Here is a 15,205-nt window from a genome sequence, read left to right on the forward strand (position 1 = left end):
CCGCTTTCTTCTTCAGTTCAGTTCGCCCGACAGGATCTCGCGCGCCATCACGATCTTCATGATCTCGGTCGAGCCCTCCATCTGCTTGCACATGCGCAGCAGGTTGTGGAAGTCGAAGAAGGGATAGTCCTCGATCGCGAGGCCGCGGCCGCCCAGCACCTGCATCGAGCGGTCGATCACGCGCAGCCCCGCATCCACGCAATAGGCCTTCACCATGGCCGCCTGCATCCGCGAGGCCGAGTAGCCGCCGCGCGCCACCATCCAGGCCGCGTAGTAGGTGTTGAGGCGGATCGATTCGATGTCGTACTGGTTGTCGGTCAGCATCCACTGGATCGCCTGGTTGTCGCCGAGCGCCTTGCCGAACACCTTGCGCTCGCGCGCGTATTCGACCGCCAGTTCCTGGCTGCGCTCGGCCATCCCGAGCGCGGTGCCGCCCAGGCGCAGGCGGAAGCGGTTGAACTGGTGCTGCGCGATGGAGAAGCCCTCGCCCTCCGCGCCCAGCAGGTTCTCGGCCGGCACGATCACGTTCTCGAGCCGCACCTCCTGCTCCGTGCCCCATTGCCGCGCGATCACCGGGATGTCGCGCGACTTCGTGAAGCCCGGCGTGTCGTTGTCGACCAGGAACACGCTGATGCCCTTCGGCCCCTTGCTCGGGTCGGTGACCGCCGCGATCGCCGTGTACGACGCGAAGTGATGGCCGGTGCGCCACATCTTCGTGCCGTTGAGCACCCAGTGGTCGCCCTCTCGCACCGCCGTCGTGCGGATGCCCGCGAGGTCCGAGCCGGCCTCGGGTTCAGTGAAGCACATCGACCAGCCCGTCTTGCCCTCGAGCACCGGATAGAGGTACTTCTCGCGGATCTTCTCGGGCGCCTGGTAGAGCACCGGCCAGGGCGCGAACGGCCCGCCCGGCATGCGCCGCGGCGACTTCGAGAACTCGGCCAGCACGATCACGTCCTCCATCGGCCCCAGGCCCTGGCCGCCGAATTCCTTGGGCACGATCAGCTTGGCCAGGCCGTACTCGGCCAGCTTGCCCTTGAGGTGGGCGTTGAGCTCGGGGCTGTAGTCGCTGTTGGCGACCGGCCATTCGCGGTAGTGCGGCAGGACTTCCGTCCCGATGAAGCTGCGCGCGCGCTGCTGAAGATCGCGTTGCGCGGGGTTGAGTTCGAAATCCATTGGTGTGCCTCTCGCGGTTCGGACATGCACCCGATGGCATGTCAACGCGATCGATTGGATCGGCGCGGGCGCGCGGCTTCCATGGCACTGTCGTTCAAACTGCATGACATCGCCGCCGGGCTCGCAGCGAATCGCAGTGTGTCGCGCGCGCGGCGCGGATACACGGGCATACGAAGGCCGCGCAATGGCGCGCGGAGGCGCCGAAGAATCGCGGCGCCCCCACTTCAAGAAAGCCTTCGATGAAAACCATCCGCATGGAAATCGCCGCCGTGGCGCTCGCGCTCGGTGCCTGCGTCTTCGCGGCCGTGTCCATCGCCGCGGACGGCAAGCCCGCCGCCTCGACGTCCACCTCCGCCGCGTCACCGATCTATGGCGTGACGATCCCCAAGGGTTATCGCGAATGGCAGCTGATCGCGCCCGCGCTGGAGTCCGAGCCGCTCAACGAACTGCGCGTGGTGCTCGGCAACAAGACCGCCGTCGACGCCTACAAGAAGGGCGCGCTGCCCTTCCCAGACGGCACCGTGCTGACCAAGCTCGCGTGGAAGCACGTGCAGTCGCCGGACTTCGAACCCGCGCTGGTGCCCGGCGCGGCGACCACGGTGCAGGTGATGGTCAAAGATTCAGCGAAGTACGCCGCCACCGGCGGCTGGGGCTTCGGGCGCTTCGTCGATGGCAAGCCGGTGGACATCGCGCAGCACCAGACCTGCTTTGCCTGCCATGCGGCGCGGGTGAAGGACAGGGACTATGTGTTCACGCGGCTGGCGCCGTGAGCTTGGGCCTGTCCAGTCCAAGCTCTGAGGGGAGGCGTGTAGCGCAGATTGGCTGGCCACCGTCAGCCACCGCCATCCCGCCGTGCAGCTGAGCGTGGTGCGAGACAGGCTCGATCCAGCCCCTCTCCAGCTTGGGCGCTGCAGATGCACACGACCTCATGTGCGCATCGCCGAGAGGTTGCCAGGGTCTCATCTCATCGCGGCTATGGCAACATTCGCCCCAACCACCGTTCGGGGCCAACGTAGACTCGCTCGGAAGCGGTCACTCATGCGCGGCCAGAACACCATTTCGGCGCAAAGCATGTCCAACACCCAATTCGCATTTCTCAGATCCGAATCCCTTCCCAGCCGTTCGGCTCTGCAAGGGTGGATCGACGAGCTGGGCTTCGACCTCCAACTCTGCCCCGATCTGGACCTCAAGAGCGATCAAGGCTTCTCGCCCTGCGTGCTGGAAGGGGATAGCGACGTCGGGCCAGAACTGTGGCCGAGCACGACAGCACAGGCGGCGGATGGAGACGATGGAATCCTCGAAATGGCCGGCGCGCGCGACTTCTGCGTTTCCATGGCCTGGCGAGGCAGCATGAAGGACTGTGCCGCGGTGATGATCATCAGTTGTGCGCTGGCGAAGTACTGTGATGCCGTCATCTCGTACGAAGGCGAGGCGCCCGAGCCTTTCGAGAACCTGTTGGCGGCGGCAGCCGAAGCCCTGAACGAAGCTCGCAAGACGCGATAGCAGCCTTGGAACGATCGGAGCATCGCTTTCCGGGCACATGACAGTGCCAGGCGCTATGGATCCAATGAGGAATGACGGAATGAAACCATGGACAGATCGCGGGATCAGCGGCGCAAAGTTGTTGCTGGGAGGCGCGCTGCTGACCTTGTGCAGCGAGCCTGCTACAAGAGCCGTTCAAGGGCAGCCTCTTCTGGCTGTACTGGCATCGCATCTGTGCGGGGTCGTGGGACCGATCTGCGTCGTACTCGGGCTGTACCGCATCGGAACGAGCCACAAGCCAGTGGCCCGGAAGGCGCCGAAGGACACATCGAATCTCGATCGCTGAGTATTTGCGCCTTTCTCAAAATGAACATCGAGGCCGCACCAACGCATGCTGTAGACCTGGGTAAGCTCGAGAAGGCAAGAGAAATCCTGGTCGCCGGAGTCGATCCGGATGAAGGAAACGGCTTCGGCGAGACGGCGCTCGGTCATGGCCAACGTCGGAGAGTGCGCTTCTAGCAGAAGGCTAGGTCCCCTTTACAAGCCAGTTCTCGCCCATCTTCTGGAAGTAGATGGTGTCGGTCCCCTTTTGCGTTCCGCGGGTGGTTTCCACCTTGCATCGATAGTGCTCCCCGGAATCCTTCACCTCCCCCTCTTTGGCCTTCTCGCAACCGAGGTTCTTCACGGAATCGATCACCATTCCCCGGGTTGCGCCGAAGGCCTTGGTGAGATTCACGACATCCTCGTCTTTCGGCCCCGCAGAGCACGCCGCCAACGGCAGGCAAGACACGATCACGGCAACGAATCGAAACTTCATGCTCTCTCTCCTCTTGTAAACCTTGTTGCCCGATCAGCCGGGGGGAAGGCGCCGGCTGACTGCGATCGCAACACCGACGAGCACCGCGAAGAACGCAAGAAGCACCAGCGACTTCAATGGGCTGGCACCGGCAACAGCCATGTTCGACAGCGGCCTGCGCTGGAAACACGCGGGGCGGGTGCCGCCATCGGTGAGAGTCACCGATCCAACCGTCCAGTTTGTGCTGGCTTCGGCAGGCATTCGGTTCTTTCCCAGATAGGGTGAGCCAGGATCACGGCGAATGGCATCCCACATTTCGCAGTAAGTGATTTCGGGCCCCAGGACCGACTTGGGGGGGACCACCCGCTTCCAGTCTTCGAAGGACGGCACCACGCAAGCGTCCTGCTTGCATTGCGCCATCAAACGCGGTTGAACCGCCTCGGGAATCTGTGCCGCCCTCATGCCCTGACGCACGAGAGTCTGCCAGGCAGCGCCTTTCAGGGCCAACGGATAGATGCTGAACTGCTGCGGTGTCGGTCTGTAGATCCAGTAGTGGAACAAGGCCCAGCTCAAAAGTACCGAAACGAGCAAGCCAAGAGAAAAGCAGCGACCTCGACGCGTCGTGAGCAATCCGAACGTCGGATCGAAGCCGCTGCCGGCAGACATGGCGACCTGCTCGTTGTCATGCGCTTCGAGCTTCCCCCTGGCTACTTTTTCGGTATCCCAATCCTCAATCTTGGCAAGTTTCTTCGTGTGTTCTTGCGCCAGGTCGGGATCTTTCATGTTTGCATTTCTTCTTGTTGAACTGGGTTGCGGCGAGGCGACTTGGAGGCGCCACGCTCGAGCAGGCTGGATTCTGAATTAAACCCACTATCGCCAATCAGCCAAGTTCTAGATACTTTCAATCCGATAATCGAATAGTGGTCCCGCCTCCAACCGAGAAACGAAGTCGAAAGCCGGCTCGAAGCGGCGCCTGCGCGGCGGAGTAGTGGTGTTTCCGGCTTGACGACAGAAAACGATCGAGGTAACCGACCTGGTCGGACCAATGAATGCAAAGCTCGGGTCCCGACTGGACAGGGCATCCAAGGGGATGCGAGCGACACGACGTTCAACCACGCGCGGGACAGCGCACGACCGGGGGAATTGCCCGAGCTTGAGCCTCCTCGTCCCCCGTCTCCACCTCAGTTTCCTCTGCCAGCCCCGCGCGCTACTGGTCGGGTCGTCGGTCTATCTGCAGCAGGAGAGCTGGAAGCAGGTACACCAAGCGGCACGGCCCAGGCGTCGTAGGCGTACACCCAGTCGACGTTGCCGCCCTCGCGCAGCCAGTTGTTGCCAAGCGAGCTGAGCTGCACCTGGCTGGCGCGCTCGATGCGGGCGGTCTCGAAGTCGGCCAGCGCGGCGGCGGTGCCGTCCACCGCCACGCCCTCGAGGTGGCGCGCGCAACTCGTCCACGTCGCCGGGCCCGGTCCAGGAATCGAGCTGCCAGCTGTCCCGCGGCGTGGTCGCGAAGATGAAGATGTCCTTGCCGCGGTTGAGCGGGAAGGTGACGACCAGGTCAACTGTCCCGTCCAGCCATCCAGGATTTTCAAGACGGCCTCACGTTCGCTTCAATGCCCTGCCGGGGCCGACTCCCCCGGCAGCTTGATGATCGCGCGAAGGCCACCCTCGGGCAGGTTGAAGAGCACCACTTCTCCGCCGTGCGCGCGAGCACAGGAACGCGCAATCGACAGTCCGAGTCCCACGCCTCCCTCGGAATGGTTTCGGGCACGGCTGCGCTGGAAGAACGGTTCGAAGACCCGCTCGAGCATGTCGGCGGGCAGTCCCGGTCCCTCGTAGTCGATCTCGATGCGGATGCCGTCGTCGACCACGAGGCGAACCCCGGCGTGGTGGCCGTGACGCACTGCGTTGTCGACCAGGTTGCTCACCGCGCGCTGCAAGCTGATCGGCCGGGCGCGGTGCGCATGCGGCGCATGTGCGGCCAGCGACACGTCACGGCCCAGGGCACGGTGCTCGTCCACCACCTCCTCGAGCATCGCCTGCAGGTCGATGTCCTGCATGCCTTCGCTCTGTGCATCGTCCTGGGCGAAGCGCAGGGTCTGCTCCGCCATCTGCCGCATACCGTCGAGTGTGCGCGTCATGAGGACGCGCAGCGCGTCGTCTTCCACCATCTCGACGCGCAGCCGCAGCGACGTGATCGGCGTACGAAAGTCGTGGCTGATGGCGGCGAGCAGCTGCGTGCGGTGGTCGATGAAGCGGGTGAGCTTGTTCTGCATCAGGTTGAAAGCAGTCGACACCTCGCGTGCCTCGCTGGGTCCGGTGATGGAGAGCGGCTCGATGCGCGCGCCGCGGCTGACGCGCTCCGCGGCCAGTGCCAAGGCCTTGATCCCGACACGACACTGGTCAAGCGCCTGCCGATGGTCTGGATCGGGTCGAAGGACTTCGCCGTACGGCGCGGCGAAGAGCTACCGCTGGCTCTGCTCGAAGCGCCCTGCGCCTTCCGCGAGCCGGGCATCGAGGCACTCGACCGGGCCCGGCGACGCTGGCGCCTGGCCTTCAGCTCGCCGAGCCTCGCGGGACTGTGGGCGGCATCGTCGGCCGAGCTGGGCATCACCATCCGCACCACGCTGGGCCTGCCGCCGCAACTGGCGGTACTCGGACGCTCGAACGCCTTGCCGAAGCTGCCGGATATCGCGCTGTCGCTCTACACGGCCAAGGCTGCGCCGACACCGGCAGTGGCACGACTGCGCGAGATCCTGCTGGACGAACTTGCCGCCGCCACCCTCTGATCGAGGGCAGGCCGCCTTCGCGGGCCTGGGACAATGACGAGAGAACCTACGCCTGGGCTCGTCCGCGGCGAAGCCTCTCGCTGACGAGGGTGAAGGACAGGGACCATGCGCGCTCTCGACCATTCGGGTGCGCTCGCTAGCCCCAATCCATTCTTGCGTGACGAACTTGGGCGATCAATGTCTCCAACGGCGTTGGCCGCGCCAGGTAGTAGCCCTGAACCAACGGACAACCGAGCAAACGCAAATGCTCGAGCTCTTCGACCGTTTCCACGCCCTCGCCCACCACCTCCATGCCCAGTGCGTGTCCGAGGTGGATGATCGAATCCACGAGCAGCATGCGCCTGTCGGAGCGGTGGAACTCCGATATCAGCAGTCGATCGATCTTGATCTGCTTGACGTACTTGTCGCCCAGCATCGCCAGCGACGAATAGCCGGTACCGAAGTCGTCCACCGCGATGGCGATTCCGGCCGCTGCAAGCGCTTCGAGCTGCCCGGAAGACGACAGACTGTCCAGCGCACTTTCCTCGGTGATCTCGATCCTCAGATGCCGAGGGGCGATGCCCTCGCGCAGCAAAGTCCTCGACACGATGTCGCTCAGAGGAAGATCTCCGATCTCACGGGGCGACACGTTCATGGCCACGGGAACCTTCTCGAACCGAGGGTCCGCATCCGCCAACGCGTGCAAGCCGTGGCAGACCTCCTGCAGGATGTGCTGCAACAGCGTTTCGCCCATCCCCATGACCGCGGCCGCGTGAACCACCTCCTCGGGTGAAGTCCATCCTTGCCTCGGATGGTTCCAGCGCAACAGCGCCTCCAGGCTATGGAGGCTGGAGCCATCGCTCGAGAGGATCGGCTGATACCACAGCCCGATCTCCCGTGCCTCGATGGCACAGGCCAGATCCTTTTCGATGTCCTGGCGGCGCAACAGACGTCGATGCATCGCCTCATCGAAGCGATAGCCCCATGCGCCCGTCGACCGCGTGGACGCGTGAAGCGCCTCGCTCGCGAAGGTCAGGAGGTCATCGATCTGGCGTGAAGCGCTGTCGCAAAACCCGACGTGCAGGCGAGTCAGGTCCGCCTGCCTGCCCAGACTCGATCCAAGCCCGAGGGATCCGAGGCTCGCGCGGTGGATCTCACCGGGAAAAGCCTCGGTGCCGCATGGCTCGTACAGCACGACGAACTTGTTGCCCGCCCACCGCCCCAGAACACACCGAGCCGGATCGAATTTCGACGCCAGCCATCGAGCCACCTCCTGCAGCACCTTGTCTCCCAACGCCAGACCTTGTGTCTCGTTGATGATCGACAAGCCAAAGACTTCGAAGATCACCAAGCGCTGGCGCGGCCGCTTCTCCGATCCGAGCCAATGCGAAGCCGCATCGACAAAGCTCTGACGAGCGAGCAAGCCCGTGAGCGGATCTTGGACACTCTTCATCTTTCCCTCTCTGATTCTCAACGGCATCCATCCTGAAGATCCGATCCGTGACATCCATCCCTGTGCTTTTCTGGTGCTGATTGCGTGCCCCTTCCGCGCTTCGTGGGCGCGCTCTTTGGTGCGAAGGGGAACGGTGCCATGACGTCAGGAACCTCGACGTGAGCGGTGCCTATCGGAAGAGTTCTGCAGCTTTGTGTCCGATGCGTCCTCGCTGTCGCCTTCCAGCTCCAAGGCTCCGAAGTCGGTGGAAGCAAACTCCGGCGGTACGTGCACGCCCTCGTCGTCCCGCCGAACCAGGCCGCGGTTCTCGAGTTCACGCATCGCCTTGTTCACCCCTTCACGCGAGAGCCCGGCATACGAAGCGATCACGGCCTGCGTGATCCGCTTGTCGTAGCCGCCGGGGCCGGCCGGGGCCAGATGAGTCAGTTCATGAAGGACCCGGCCGACCAGCTCGACGGGCGAGAGCGAAGAAATTCGCCTCAGCTGACCATGAACCATGGAGACCCGCTTGACGGCCGACTCCAGGAGGCCCACGGCGACCTGCGGAAAAAGCGTGCAAAGACGCCGCAGCACATGGATGGGGATGAGGTAGACGGAAGAAGGAAGCGCTGCGATCAACGTGGACTGCGCCACATAGCTGTCTTCCTTCAATGAGGGGCTGAAAAAGAAATCGTCCTTGCTGACGAAATCGGTGGTGACGCCTTCGCTGTCACCGCCGCTGCCGTGTACCACGACACGTAGCAGTCCAGTGGCGACGCAGTAAACATGTTCGGATGTCTCGTCTACGGCGAGGACGACATCGTTGCGGCGATAGTTTCGGAGCTCGGTGCTTTGAACAAGCAACGCACGCTCGCTGTCGGGCAGCGTGGCAATAAGTGGGTGCAGATACATGCTGGAACGGACGCGGTCTCCTCCTTCGTGCTCCAGCTCATCCCCCAAAGGGGACCTGTATCGCTGGCCGTCAGGGTCCCGGCTTTTCCGTGATTGATGAAATGAAGTTGATAAAAACTGAAGCTGTTCTCTCTCTTTGCAGCAGTTGTGTGAAAGGCTGAAAGTGATAAGTCGGCATGGCAAGGCGTGCGCCATCACGTGGCGAGCCGTCGTTGGCGGGGCCGTATGCCTTCACTCGGTGCGCCAGATCCACCGCGCTCGAGCGCGTCGAAATCGAGGCTGCGCAGCGACTGCGCACGACTTCGAGGTGATGGGCTCTGATGAGAATGCAGGGAGTCAAGAGAAGAACCGGCGAATCAAAAGGCTCAAACCGCCGAAGCGGTTTGAGCAAAAGTCCCCGGCAGCAAACCGTCCGCCGGGGGAGGGGCGAAACTAGATCACCGCACCGACGCGATCGTCGACACGGCGGAGTTGCCCACGGCCGTGGCGCTGACCTGGTTGCCGGCCGCGCGCAGCGTGCTGCCCGTCGCCGCGCCAGTGACGCCGATGCCGTAGTTCACGCCGGTGGCAGTCGCCACGACCGTGCCGCTGTTGGTCTGGAAGTTTCCGACCGCAGCCGTCGGACGGCTGGCGCTCGGCGCACTCACATTGACGCTGTTGGTCGCGGTGTTGCCGTACGCCTGCGCAGCGGTCGTGTTGCCGGTGATGGCCACGGTGCTGCCGCTCACGCCAGGCACGAGCACGGGCGCCGTCGCATTCAAGGCCACCTGGTAGCTGGCCGTGGCGAACGAGCTCACGTTGCCCGTGTTGCCCTGGTTGTTGAGCACGGCGGCGGCCGCTTGCGAGGCGCCGACGGTGCTGCCGGCAAACGGTGCGGGCGTCGCGTAGCTGCTGCCAGCCGACACGTTGAGCACGTTGCTTGCCGCGTTGCCGCGAGCCAGCGCCGTCGTGCTGTTGCTGTCGATGGTCAGCCCGCTGTTGAGCGCAGCGGTCGCTGCCGGCACGCCACCCTCCAGGTTGAAGCTCGCGGCGGTGCTCGAGGTCGCGTTGACGGCGGCGCTGCTGGTCTGCGCATTGCTCAGACCGGCGTTGCTGCCTTGCAACGCGGCGCCCGAGAGCGTCACGCTGTTGTCGGCGCGGTTGGCCGAAGCCTCTGCGGTTGTCGCATTGCCGGTGATCGAGAACGTGCTGTCCGCCAGACCCGTGGTGGCCGTGGCCACACGATCCTGGTTGTACAGGCGCGTGCTCGCCGTGCTGGCGACCGAGGTGGACGCGGCCTGGCTGTTGCTGAGCACGTGGTCGCCGGTGGCGCCCCCCGCGTTCAGAACGGCATTGGTCGTGGCACCGACCGGCGTTGCGTTGCCCGCGTTGACCGTCAGCGCATTCGTGGCATCGTTGATCACGCCCAGCGAGACGTTGCGGTTGTTGGCCAGCGCCACCGACGAACCCGACACGGCGCCCGGCGCGTACAGCTCCGCGTCCGAGGTCGCGGCGACCGAGGCGGTGCTCGATTGCTGCGACGCCAGCGCGGAGGTCGCTGCCAGGTTGGTGGCGGTCACGCCCAGGGTGTTGGTGGCCGTGTTGGCCACCGAGCTCGCGCGTTGGCTGTTGTTGGACACGCTCACCGTGGAGTTGCCGATGGCCGAGCCGGCCACGGTATCCACGGCGAAGCTGCCGTACACGTTGCTCACCAGGGCCGAGTCACCGGTCACCGACTGCAGGTTCGACAGCGCGTTGTCCGCCTGCGCGCCCGAACCGGTCACGAGGGCGCCAGCGGTCGCCACCGTGCGGCCGCTGCCGGCCGCGATGGAGTTGCCGGTGACGCTCGTGGTGTTGGTCGCGCTGTTGCCCGTGACCGAGCCGGTGTTGCTGTTGCCGTTGACGGACAACTGCGAGCCGGTCACGGCACCCGAGACGGCCAGGATGACGCCACCCTGGTTCGGGACGCTCGGCGTGGCCGGCGCGCCGGGGATGAGCCCCGACAGCACGGCCGCGCCCCCGTCCACGATCGCCGAGTAGGCCGACAACGAGATCGTGCCAAGCAAAGTCGCCGAACCACTGACGTTTCCGCCGGACTGCGTCCAGCCGTTGCTGGTGAGATAGCTCAGTTGCGCCGGCGAGAGGCTGGATGCCAGCACCGTCAGCGTACCGCCCGTCAAGGTCAGGGTGGCGCCGGAGCCCGAAACGGTCAGTCCGCTTCCCGTGGCACTGAACGTGAAGGGCTCGGGTGCGGTACCGGCGCTTCCCGCCACACCCGCCTGGCCGATCAGCGCATTGACGCTGGCGCTGGTCGTCTGCGAGTTCTGCAAGGCGGTCGTGGTCGACAGGCCGTTGCCCGACAGGCCCAGGCTGTTCGTCGCGGCGTTGCTGGTCGCCGAGGCGGTGGAGACGTTGTCGTTCGAGGCGATGCTCGAGCCGGTCACGTTGCCACCCACGGCGGTCAGCACGCCGGCAGCGGTGCCACCGACCAGCGCCCCGTCACGTTGCGTCGCGGTGACCGAGCCCGCGCCCGATTGGGCGTTCTGCACGCTGAAGGCGGCGTTGGTCGTGAGCGTGCCGGCGTTCGAACTCGCGCCGGTGAGCGGCGTGGCCGATGCGGTGTCGATGCCATTGCCCGATGCGCTCAGGCTGTTGGTGCCGCGGCTCCCGAACGCCAGGGCCTGGATCTGGTTGCCGGAGGTGGCAACCGTCGAGGCCGAGACGTTGTCCTGGATGGCGGTCGCCACGACGGCGCCGCCGGTGGCGGTTGCCGAAACGGCACCGCTGGCCGTCTGTGCGCTGGTGACGTTGGCGATCGATGCCGCGCCCGCTGCGTCGACACCGGTGCCCAGGCTCACGCTGCCGGCGTTGCTCGCGTCGTTGCCGTAGGCGGCCGCGACGAAGGCATTGCCCTGGTTGGCGATCTGGCTGCGGGTGGCGTTGCCTTCCAGCAGGACCGTCAGCGCGCCCAGCGGACCGCCGAAGCCGGTGGCTTGCGCATCCACGTCACCGAGTGCCGACTGGTTGTTCAGCAGGCCGTAGGCGGCGGTGACCGTGCCGCCCAGGCTCGGGGTGCTCGACAGCGTGGACGCCGGTGCCACCGAGGTGGGCACGGTGGCGCCGTTCGCGGCAACCGTCAGGGTGTTGCCGGTCGAGTTGCCGTAGGCGATGGAGCGCTGCAGGTTGTCCGACAGGGTCAGGCTGGTGTCCGTGATGTGCGTGCCGGCGTAGACCGCGGCGGCCGAGCCGGCCAGCACGGTGCTCACCGGCGAGGCTGCGTCCACCACCTGGATGTTCGCGATGCCCGCGCCCGAGCCGATGCTCGTGCCAGTGAGCGACAGCGTGTTCGAAGCGCTGTTGGCCAGGCCGACGGCTTCCTGCGTGTTCTTGCTGGCGCTGACCGTGCTGCCGGTGATGGCATCACCGCCGGTGCCGCGCGAGTCGACGTACGCGCCCACGTACGAGCCACCCAGCGTGGCCGAAACCGGGCTGGCGTAGTTGCTCTGCAGGCTGGTGATCGTGGCGGCGCCGCTGGCCGAGACGTTGCCATCGGGCGTGCGGCCACCGCTCAGGACGGTGGCGCCGGCGCCCAGCGGCAAGGCGTTGGCGGCCAGCGCGAGGCTCTGGGTCGCGCTGTTGCCGTAGGCGGAAGCCGCGGCGCGGTTCTGCTCGACGGCCACCGTGCTGTCCTTGGTGGTGCCGTTTTCCAGGCCGGTTGCAGCACCGATGATCGACGGTGCGGTGATGGCCGAAACGCCGCCGCCGAAGTTGCTCTGCTGGTTCGCGAGCGCGGCGGTGGCGGAGAAGGTCGCACCGTTCTGGCCGGTCGCAATCGCGCTGGAAGCGGCGTTGCCGGTGGCCGCGGAGGTGATCGCGTTGCCCGAGACGGTCGCCGCGCCGCCGTCGATCGACTGCACGGTGGCGGTCACGCTGGCGGCATTGGTGGAGCCTTGCAGCGCCACGCCGACATTGCCCTGGGTGTTCAGGATCGCGAGGTCCGCACCGAGCTGCGAGCTCTGGTTGCCGGCACTGTAGGTGCTGCTGTTGACGGTCGGGCCGCCCGAACCGGCGACGGAGATGCCGTCGGCGAGCACGATGCGGTTGCCGGCGACGCCGGCGGCCCCCAGGGCTTCGTTGCCCGTGGCCGCGCTGGAGATCGTGTTGCCTTGAACCGACAGGGCGCCGTTCAGCACGTTGGTGGTGCCCGTGCCGTTGCTGCCGATCGTGGCATCGATCGAGGTGACGGTGTTCGACGCGTTGTGCGTCACGCCCACGCCCTGGTTCAGCTGCAGATTGCTCACGACGGCCGAACCGGCGAAGGTCGGTGCGCCGCCGGCCTGGATCGAGGCGGTGTTGGTCGCCGCATTGCCCTTGAGCGTGGCGGAGACGGTGTTGCCGTCGAGCGCGGGCGCCGAGCTCACGGCGTTCGCGCCGTCCGCGGTCAGATCGAGCGTGACGGCGTTGCCGCTGGCGCTCGCGGACGATGCGGGGCCGGTGCCCTGCTGCGCCGTGGTGACCACGATGCTGCCCGAGGCCTGGCTGCTGTTCGTGGCGGCCGAATGCGTGCTCGTGGTGATGCCGGGGGCATTGGAGACGTAATCGACCGGAACGGTACCCGCCACCGAGGAGGCACCGCCATTGATCACGGTGGTGGCCGCGATCGTGTTCTGCGTGTTCGAGGCGCCGCCCGAGGAGAAGCCGTTGAGGTTCACGCCCACCGAGTTGCCGCTCGCGTTGCTGGTGATGGCGCCGGTGTTGGTCTGCACGCCCAGCGATGCCGCGCCATCGAGCGCGATCGTGTTGCCCGTCAGGGACAGGTCGATCGCGTTGGAGAACTCATTGGCCTTGGCCGTGGCGTTCACCGTGTTCTGCGTCGTGGTGTTCGACGTGCCGGTCTGCACGCCATCCACCGTGATGCCGATCTGCTGGCCGGCGGCGGTCGCCGACACCGGCTGCGACTTCGTCTGCACCGAATCCACGGTGAGGAAGCCCGAGGCGGTGGCGGTCGAGGTGGCCGCGTTGATGGTGGTGGTCGCGCCCAGTTCGGGCGGTGCGGCCATAGCGCCGCCAGCCGCGAGGCTGGCGAGCACGGCGAGGCCGACACGGCTGAGTGCCGGCGCCTTGATGGCACGCGACTGGAGATTGCGAGTCTTCTTCATGGAAGTTCCTTGGGTATTGATCAAAAGTTCCGAAAATTCGGTGGATCCGGAGGATCGATGTGGTGGTGGCGTTCAGCTTTCAGTGCGGTTTAGCTCCCTCGTCGTGTGTTCTCCTCTCGGGCTGGTTGAACCGGCCCGCCCTTGCCCGAGCCCGCGCCCTGGACGCGCAACTTGGCGACCTCTTGCAATCCCGGACCGTCGCGATGGATGGCCGTGTCGGCCTTGTCCGGCCGCCAGCTCACGCTGATGCCACCGGGGGCGATCCCGCGCGAGACCAGCGCCGATGTCACGACGCCGATGCGCTGGTCCGTCAGCAGATCGCGTTTGCCCGCGTCCCAGTTCTCGGTGTCGCGCGCCACCAGCACCACTTCGGTGGGCGCCTTGGCGGCGGCCGCCGCGATCTGATCGAGCAGATTCAAGGTGCCGCCGGTCAACGCCGCGGCGCCGAACTCGAACGGGATCTGCACGCTCGCGCCGTCGCCCGTGCCGACGGGCGATGCGCTGCTGGCCGCGTTGACGGCCTCGCCCGTGAGCACGCGCGCGCCGCTGGAGTCGACGATCGGGTTGGGAACCTTGCGAAGCGACTCCGCCGACTGGCGTGGCAGTTCATCGAACACGCGCATTCCGAGGCAGGGCTTCGGGTCGACCTTGGTGACGGCGGCGACCAGCCGGACCACGGCCTCTTCCAGCGCCGCGCGAATGCCCAGCTGCACCGGCTCCTGGCCCTTGGCGCCGACGTCTACGTCGAACAGGTCGTTGCGGAAGAAGCGGAAGACGTTGAAGCCGACCTCGTACCCGTTGAACTGCTTGGTCAGGCTGATGGTCTTGAGGATCATCAGCGTGCGGGTGTCGACGATGCGCAGGTCGACGCCCACCGACTGGCTGAAGGTTCTGGCCTTGATGCCGACCTGGTTGACGGCGAACTCGGCGCCGCCCGAATTGATGTTGTAGTTGAGCTCGGTGATGCCGCCGACGATGAAGTAGTCGGACTTGTTGATCGAGCCGCCGAAGTAGGGCAACCAGGGCACCACCTGGTTGCCGGCCGGGCCCGCGAGCTGGTGCGAACGGCCGTCGCCGAGCTGCCGGCGGTCGGCATAGCCGAGCTCGCGCTCCGCGATGACCGGATCGAAGCGCTCCGCGACCTGGACCGCGCCGCCCATCTTGCCCAGGGCCGAATACACCATCAGCGCACCGCCCTGCGTGATGGCATTGCCCTCGTTGATGCTGTACTTGCCGGTGTAGTCCTTCACGTCTCCCACCGAGACCACGATGGGCGGCCTGGAGGTGGCGGCGACGTGATCGCCATAGCAGGCGAGCACGGCCTCCATCGGCGTCACGTTATCGCGCACGGCCGGTCCAAGAACGATGGGGGCTTCCTTGGGCGCGGCACGCTCCTGCGGGGCGGTGACGCAGCCCGCGAGTGCGGCGAGTGCAACGGCCGCACCGAACGTGCGTACCGCCGCGGTGGGCATCGGGCGTGGTCGAGCGAAGGTGATCGATGTCATGA

At 65.9% G+C, this 15,205-nt stretch carries 12 protein-coding genes; 3 read left to right on the forward strand and 9 right to left on the reverse strand.

The window, feature by feature from the left end; all coding sequences use genetic code 11:
• Positions 1-12: 12 nt before the first annotated feature.
• Positions 13-1,173, reverse strand: a complete 1,161-nt coding sequence (locus ACODT0_RS23030) for an acyl-CoA dehydrogenase family protein (RefSeq protein ID WP_489042365.1) — start codon at positions 1,171-1,173, stop codon at positions 13-15.
• 239 nt (positions 1,174-1,412) lie between these two features.
• Between ACODT0_RS23030 and ACODT0_RS23035 the strand changes: the two genes are divergently transcribed.
• Together ACODT0_RS23035 and ACODT0_RS23040 are read left to right on the forward strand one after the other, a co-directional pair.
• Entirely contained in the window at positions 1,413-1,943 is a 531-nt protein-coding gene (locus ACODT0_RS23035) for a cytochrome P460 family protein (RefSeq protein ID WP_489042366.1), read from the forward strand.
• Positions 1,944-2,211: 268 nt separating this feature from the next.
• The gene (locus ACODT0_RS23040; protein WP_489042367.1) at positions 2,212-2,676 is read left to right on the forward strand and encodes a hypothetical protein; all 465 of its coding nucleotides are present in this window, start codon (positions 2,212-2,214) and stop codon (positions 2,674-2,676) included.
• 505 nt (positions 2,677-3,181) lie between these two features.
• Here ACODT0_RS23040 and ACODT0_RS23045 read toward each other — a convergent pair.
• The 4 genes from ACODT0_RS23045 to ACODT0_RS23060 all read right to left on the reverse strand — a co-directional run bounded on the left by ACODT0_RS23045 (position 3,182) and on the right by ACODT0_RS23060 (position 5,826).
• Positions 3,182-3,472 (reverse strand): hypothetical protein, encoded by a 291-nt coding sequence (locus ACODT0_RS23045; protein WP_489042368.1) that lies wholly within the window; start codon positions 3,470-3,472, stop codon positions 3,182-3,184.
• A 33-nt stretch (positions 3,473-3,505) separates the two neighbouring features.
• The gene (locus ACODT0_RS23050; RefSeq protein ID WP_489042369.1) at positions 3,506-4,234 is read right to left on the reverse strand and encodes a hypothetical protein; all 729 of its coding nucleotides are present in this window, start codon (positions 4,232-4,234) and stop codon (positions 3,506-3,508) included.
• Positions 4,235-4,632: 398 nt separating this feature from the next.
• Complete coding sequence (locus ACODT0_RS23055; protein ID WP_431513687.1) at positions 4,633-4,866, reverse strand: hypothetical protein; 234 nt, start codon at positions 4,864-4,866, stop codon at positions 4,633-4,635.
• Positions 4,867-5,058: 192 nt separating this feature from the next.
• A complete protein-coding gene (locus tag ACODT0_RS23060; protein ID WP_489042370.1) occupies positions 5,059-5,826 on the reverse strand; it encodes an ATP-binding protein in 768 nt (255 codons plus the stop codon).
• A gap of 33 nt (positions 5,827-5,859) precedes the next feature.
• On the opposite strand from ACODT0_RS23060, the gene ACODT0_RS23065 reads away from it, so the two are divergent.
• The gene (locus ACODT0_RS23065) at positions 5,860-6,237 is read left to right on the forward strand and encodes a LysR substrate-binding domain-containing protein (protein ID WP_489042382.1); all 378 of its coding nucleotides are present in this window, start codon (positions 5,860-5,862) and stop codon (positions 6,235-6,237) included.
• Positions 6,238-6,373: 136 nt separating this feature from the next.
• Here ACODT0_RS23065 and ACODT0_RS23070 read toward each other — a convergent pair whose 3' ends face one another.
• From ACODT0_RS23070 to ACODT0_RS23085, 4 genes are all read right to left on the reverse strand, one after another.
• On the reverse strand, positions 6,374-7,669 hold the full coding sequence (locus tag ACODT0_RS23070; RefSeq protein ID WP_489042371.1) for an EAL domain-containing protein: 1,296 nt from the start codon (positions 7,667-7,669) through the stop codon (positions 6,374-6,376).
• A 144-nt stretch (positions 7,670-7,813) separates the two neighbouring features.
• Positions 7,814-8,560, reverse strand: a complete 747-nt coding sequence (locus tag ACODT0_RS23075) for a Crp/Fnr family transcriptional regulator (RefSeq protein ID WP_431513683.1) — start codon at positions 8,558-8,560, stop codon at positions 7,814-7,816.
• A 437-nt stretch (positions 8,561-8,997) separates the two neighbouring features.
• A complete protein-coding gene (locus ACODT0_RS23080) occupies positions 8,998-13,698 on the reverse strand; it encodes a beta strand repeat-containing protein (RefSeq protein WP_489042372.1) in 4,701 nt (1,566 codons plus the stop codon).
• 89 nt (positions 13,699-13,787) lie between these two features.
• Entirely contained in the window at positions 13,788-15,203 is a 1,416-nt protein-coding gene (locus tag ACODT0_RS23085) for a CsgG/HfaB family protein (RefSeq protein WP_057595097.1), read from the reverse strand.
• Positions 15,204-15,205: the final 2 nt, after the last annotated feature.

This window comes from Variovorax sp. FG153 (genome assembly GCF_057809595.1).

What these genes read in the sequence shown, in the direction of transcription:
- ACODT0_RS23030 (WP_489042365.1), bottom strand. Translation starts at nt 1,173, where the DNA reads ATGGATTTCGAACTCAACCCCGCGCAACGCGATCTTCAGCAGCGCGCG.
- ACODT0_RS23035 (WP_489042366.1), top strand. Translation starts at nt 1,413, where the DNA reads ATGAAAACCATCCGCATGGAAATCGCCGCCGTGGCGCTCGCGCTCGGT.
- ACODT0_RS23040 (WP_489042367.1), top strand. Translation starts at nt 2,212, where the DNA reads ATGCGCGGCCAGAACACCATTTCGGCGCAAAGCATGTCCAACACCCAA.
- ACODT0_RS23045 (WP_489042368.1), bottom strand. Translation starts at nt 3,472, where the DNA reads ATGAAGTTTCGATTCGTTGCCGTGATCGTGTCTTGCCTGCCGTTGGCG.
- ACODT0_RS23050 (WP_489042369.1), bottom strand. Translation starts at nt 4,234, where the DNA reads ATGAAAGATCCCGACCTGGCGCAAGAACACACGAAGAAACTTGCCAAG.
- ACODT0_RS23070 (WP_489042371.1), bottom strand. Translation starts at nt 7,669, where the DNA reads ATGAAGAGTGTCCAAGATCCGCTCACGGGCTTGCTCGCTCGTCAGAGC.
- ACODT0_RS23075 (WP_431513683.1), bottom strand. Translation starts at nt 8,560, where the DNA reads ATGTATCTGCACCCACTTATTGCCACGCTGCCCGACAGCGAGCGTGCG.
- ACODT0_RS23080 (WP_489042372.1), bottom strand. Translation starts at nt 13,698, where the DNA reads ATGAAGAAGACTCGCAATCTCCAGTCGCGTGCCATCAAGGCGCCGGCA.
- ACODT0_RS23085 (WP_057595097.1), bottom strand. Translation starts at nt 15,203, where the DNA reads ATGACATCGATCACCTTCGCTCGACCACGCCCGATGCCCACCGCGGCG.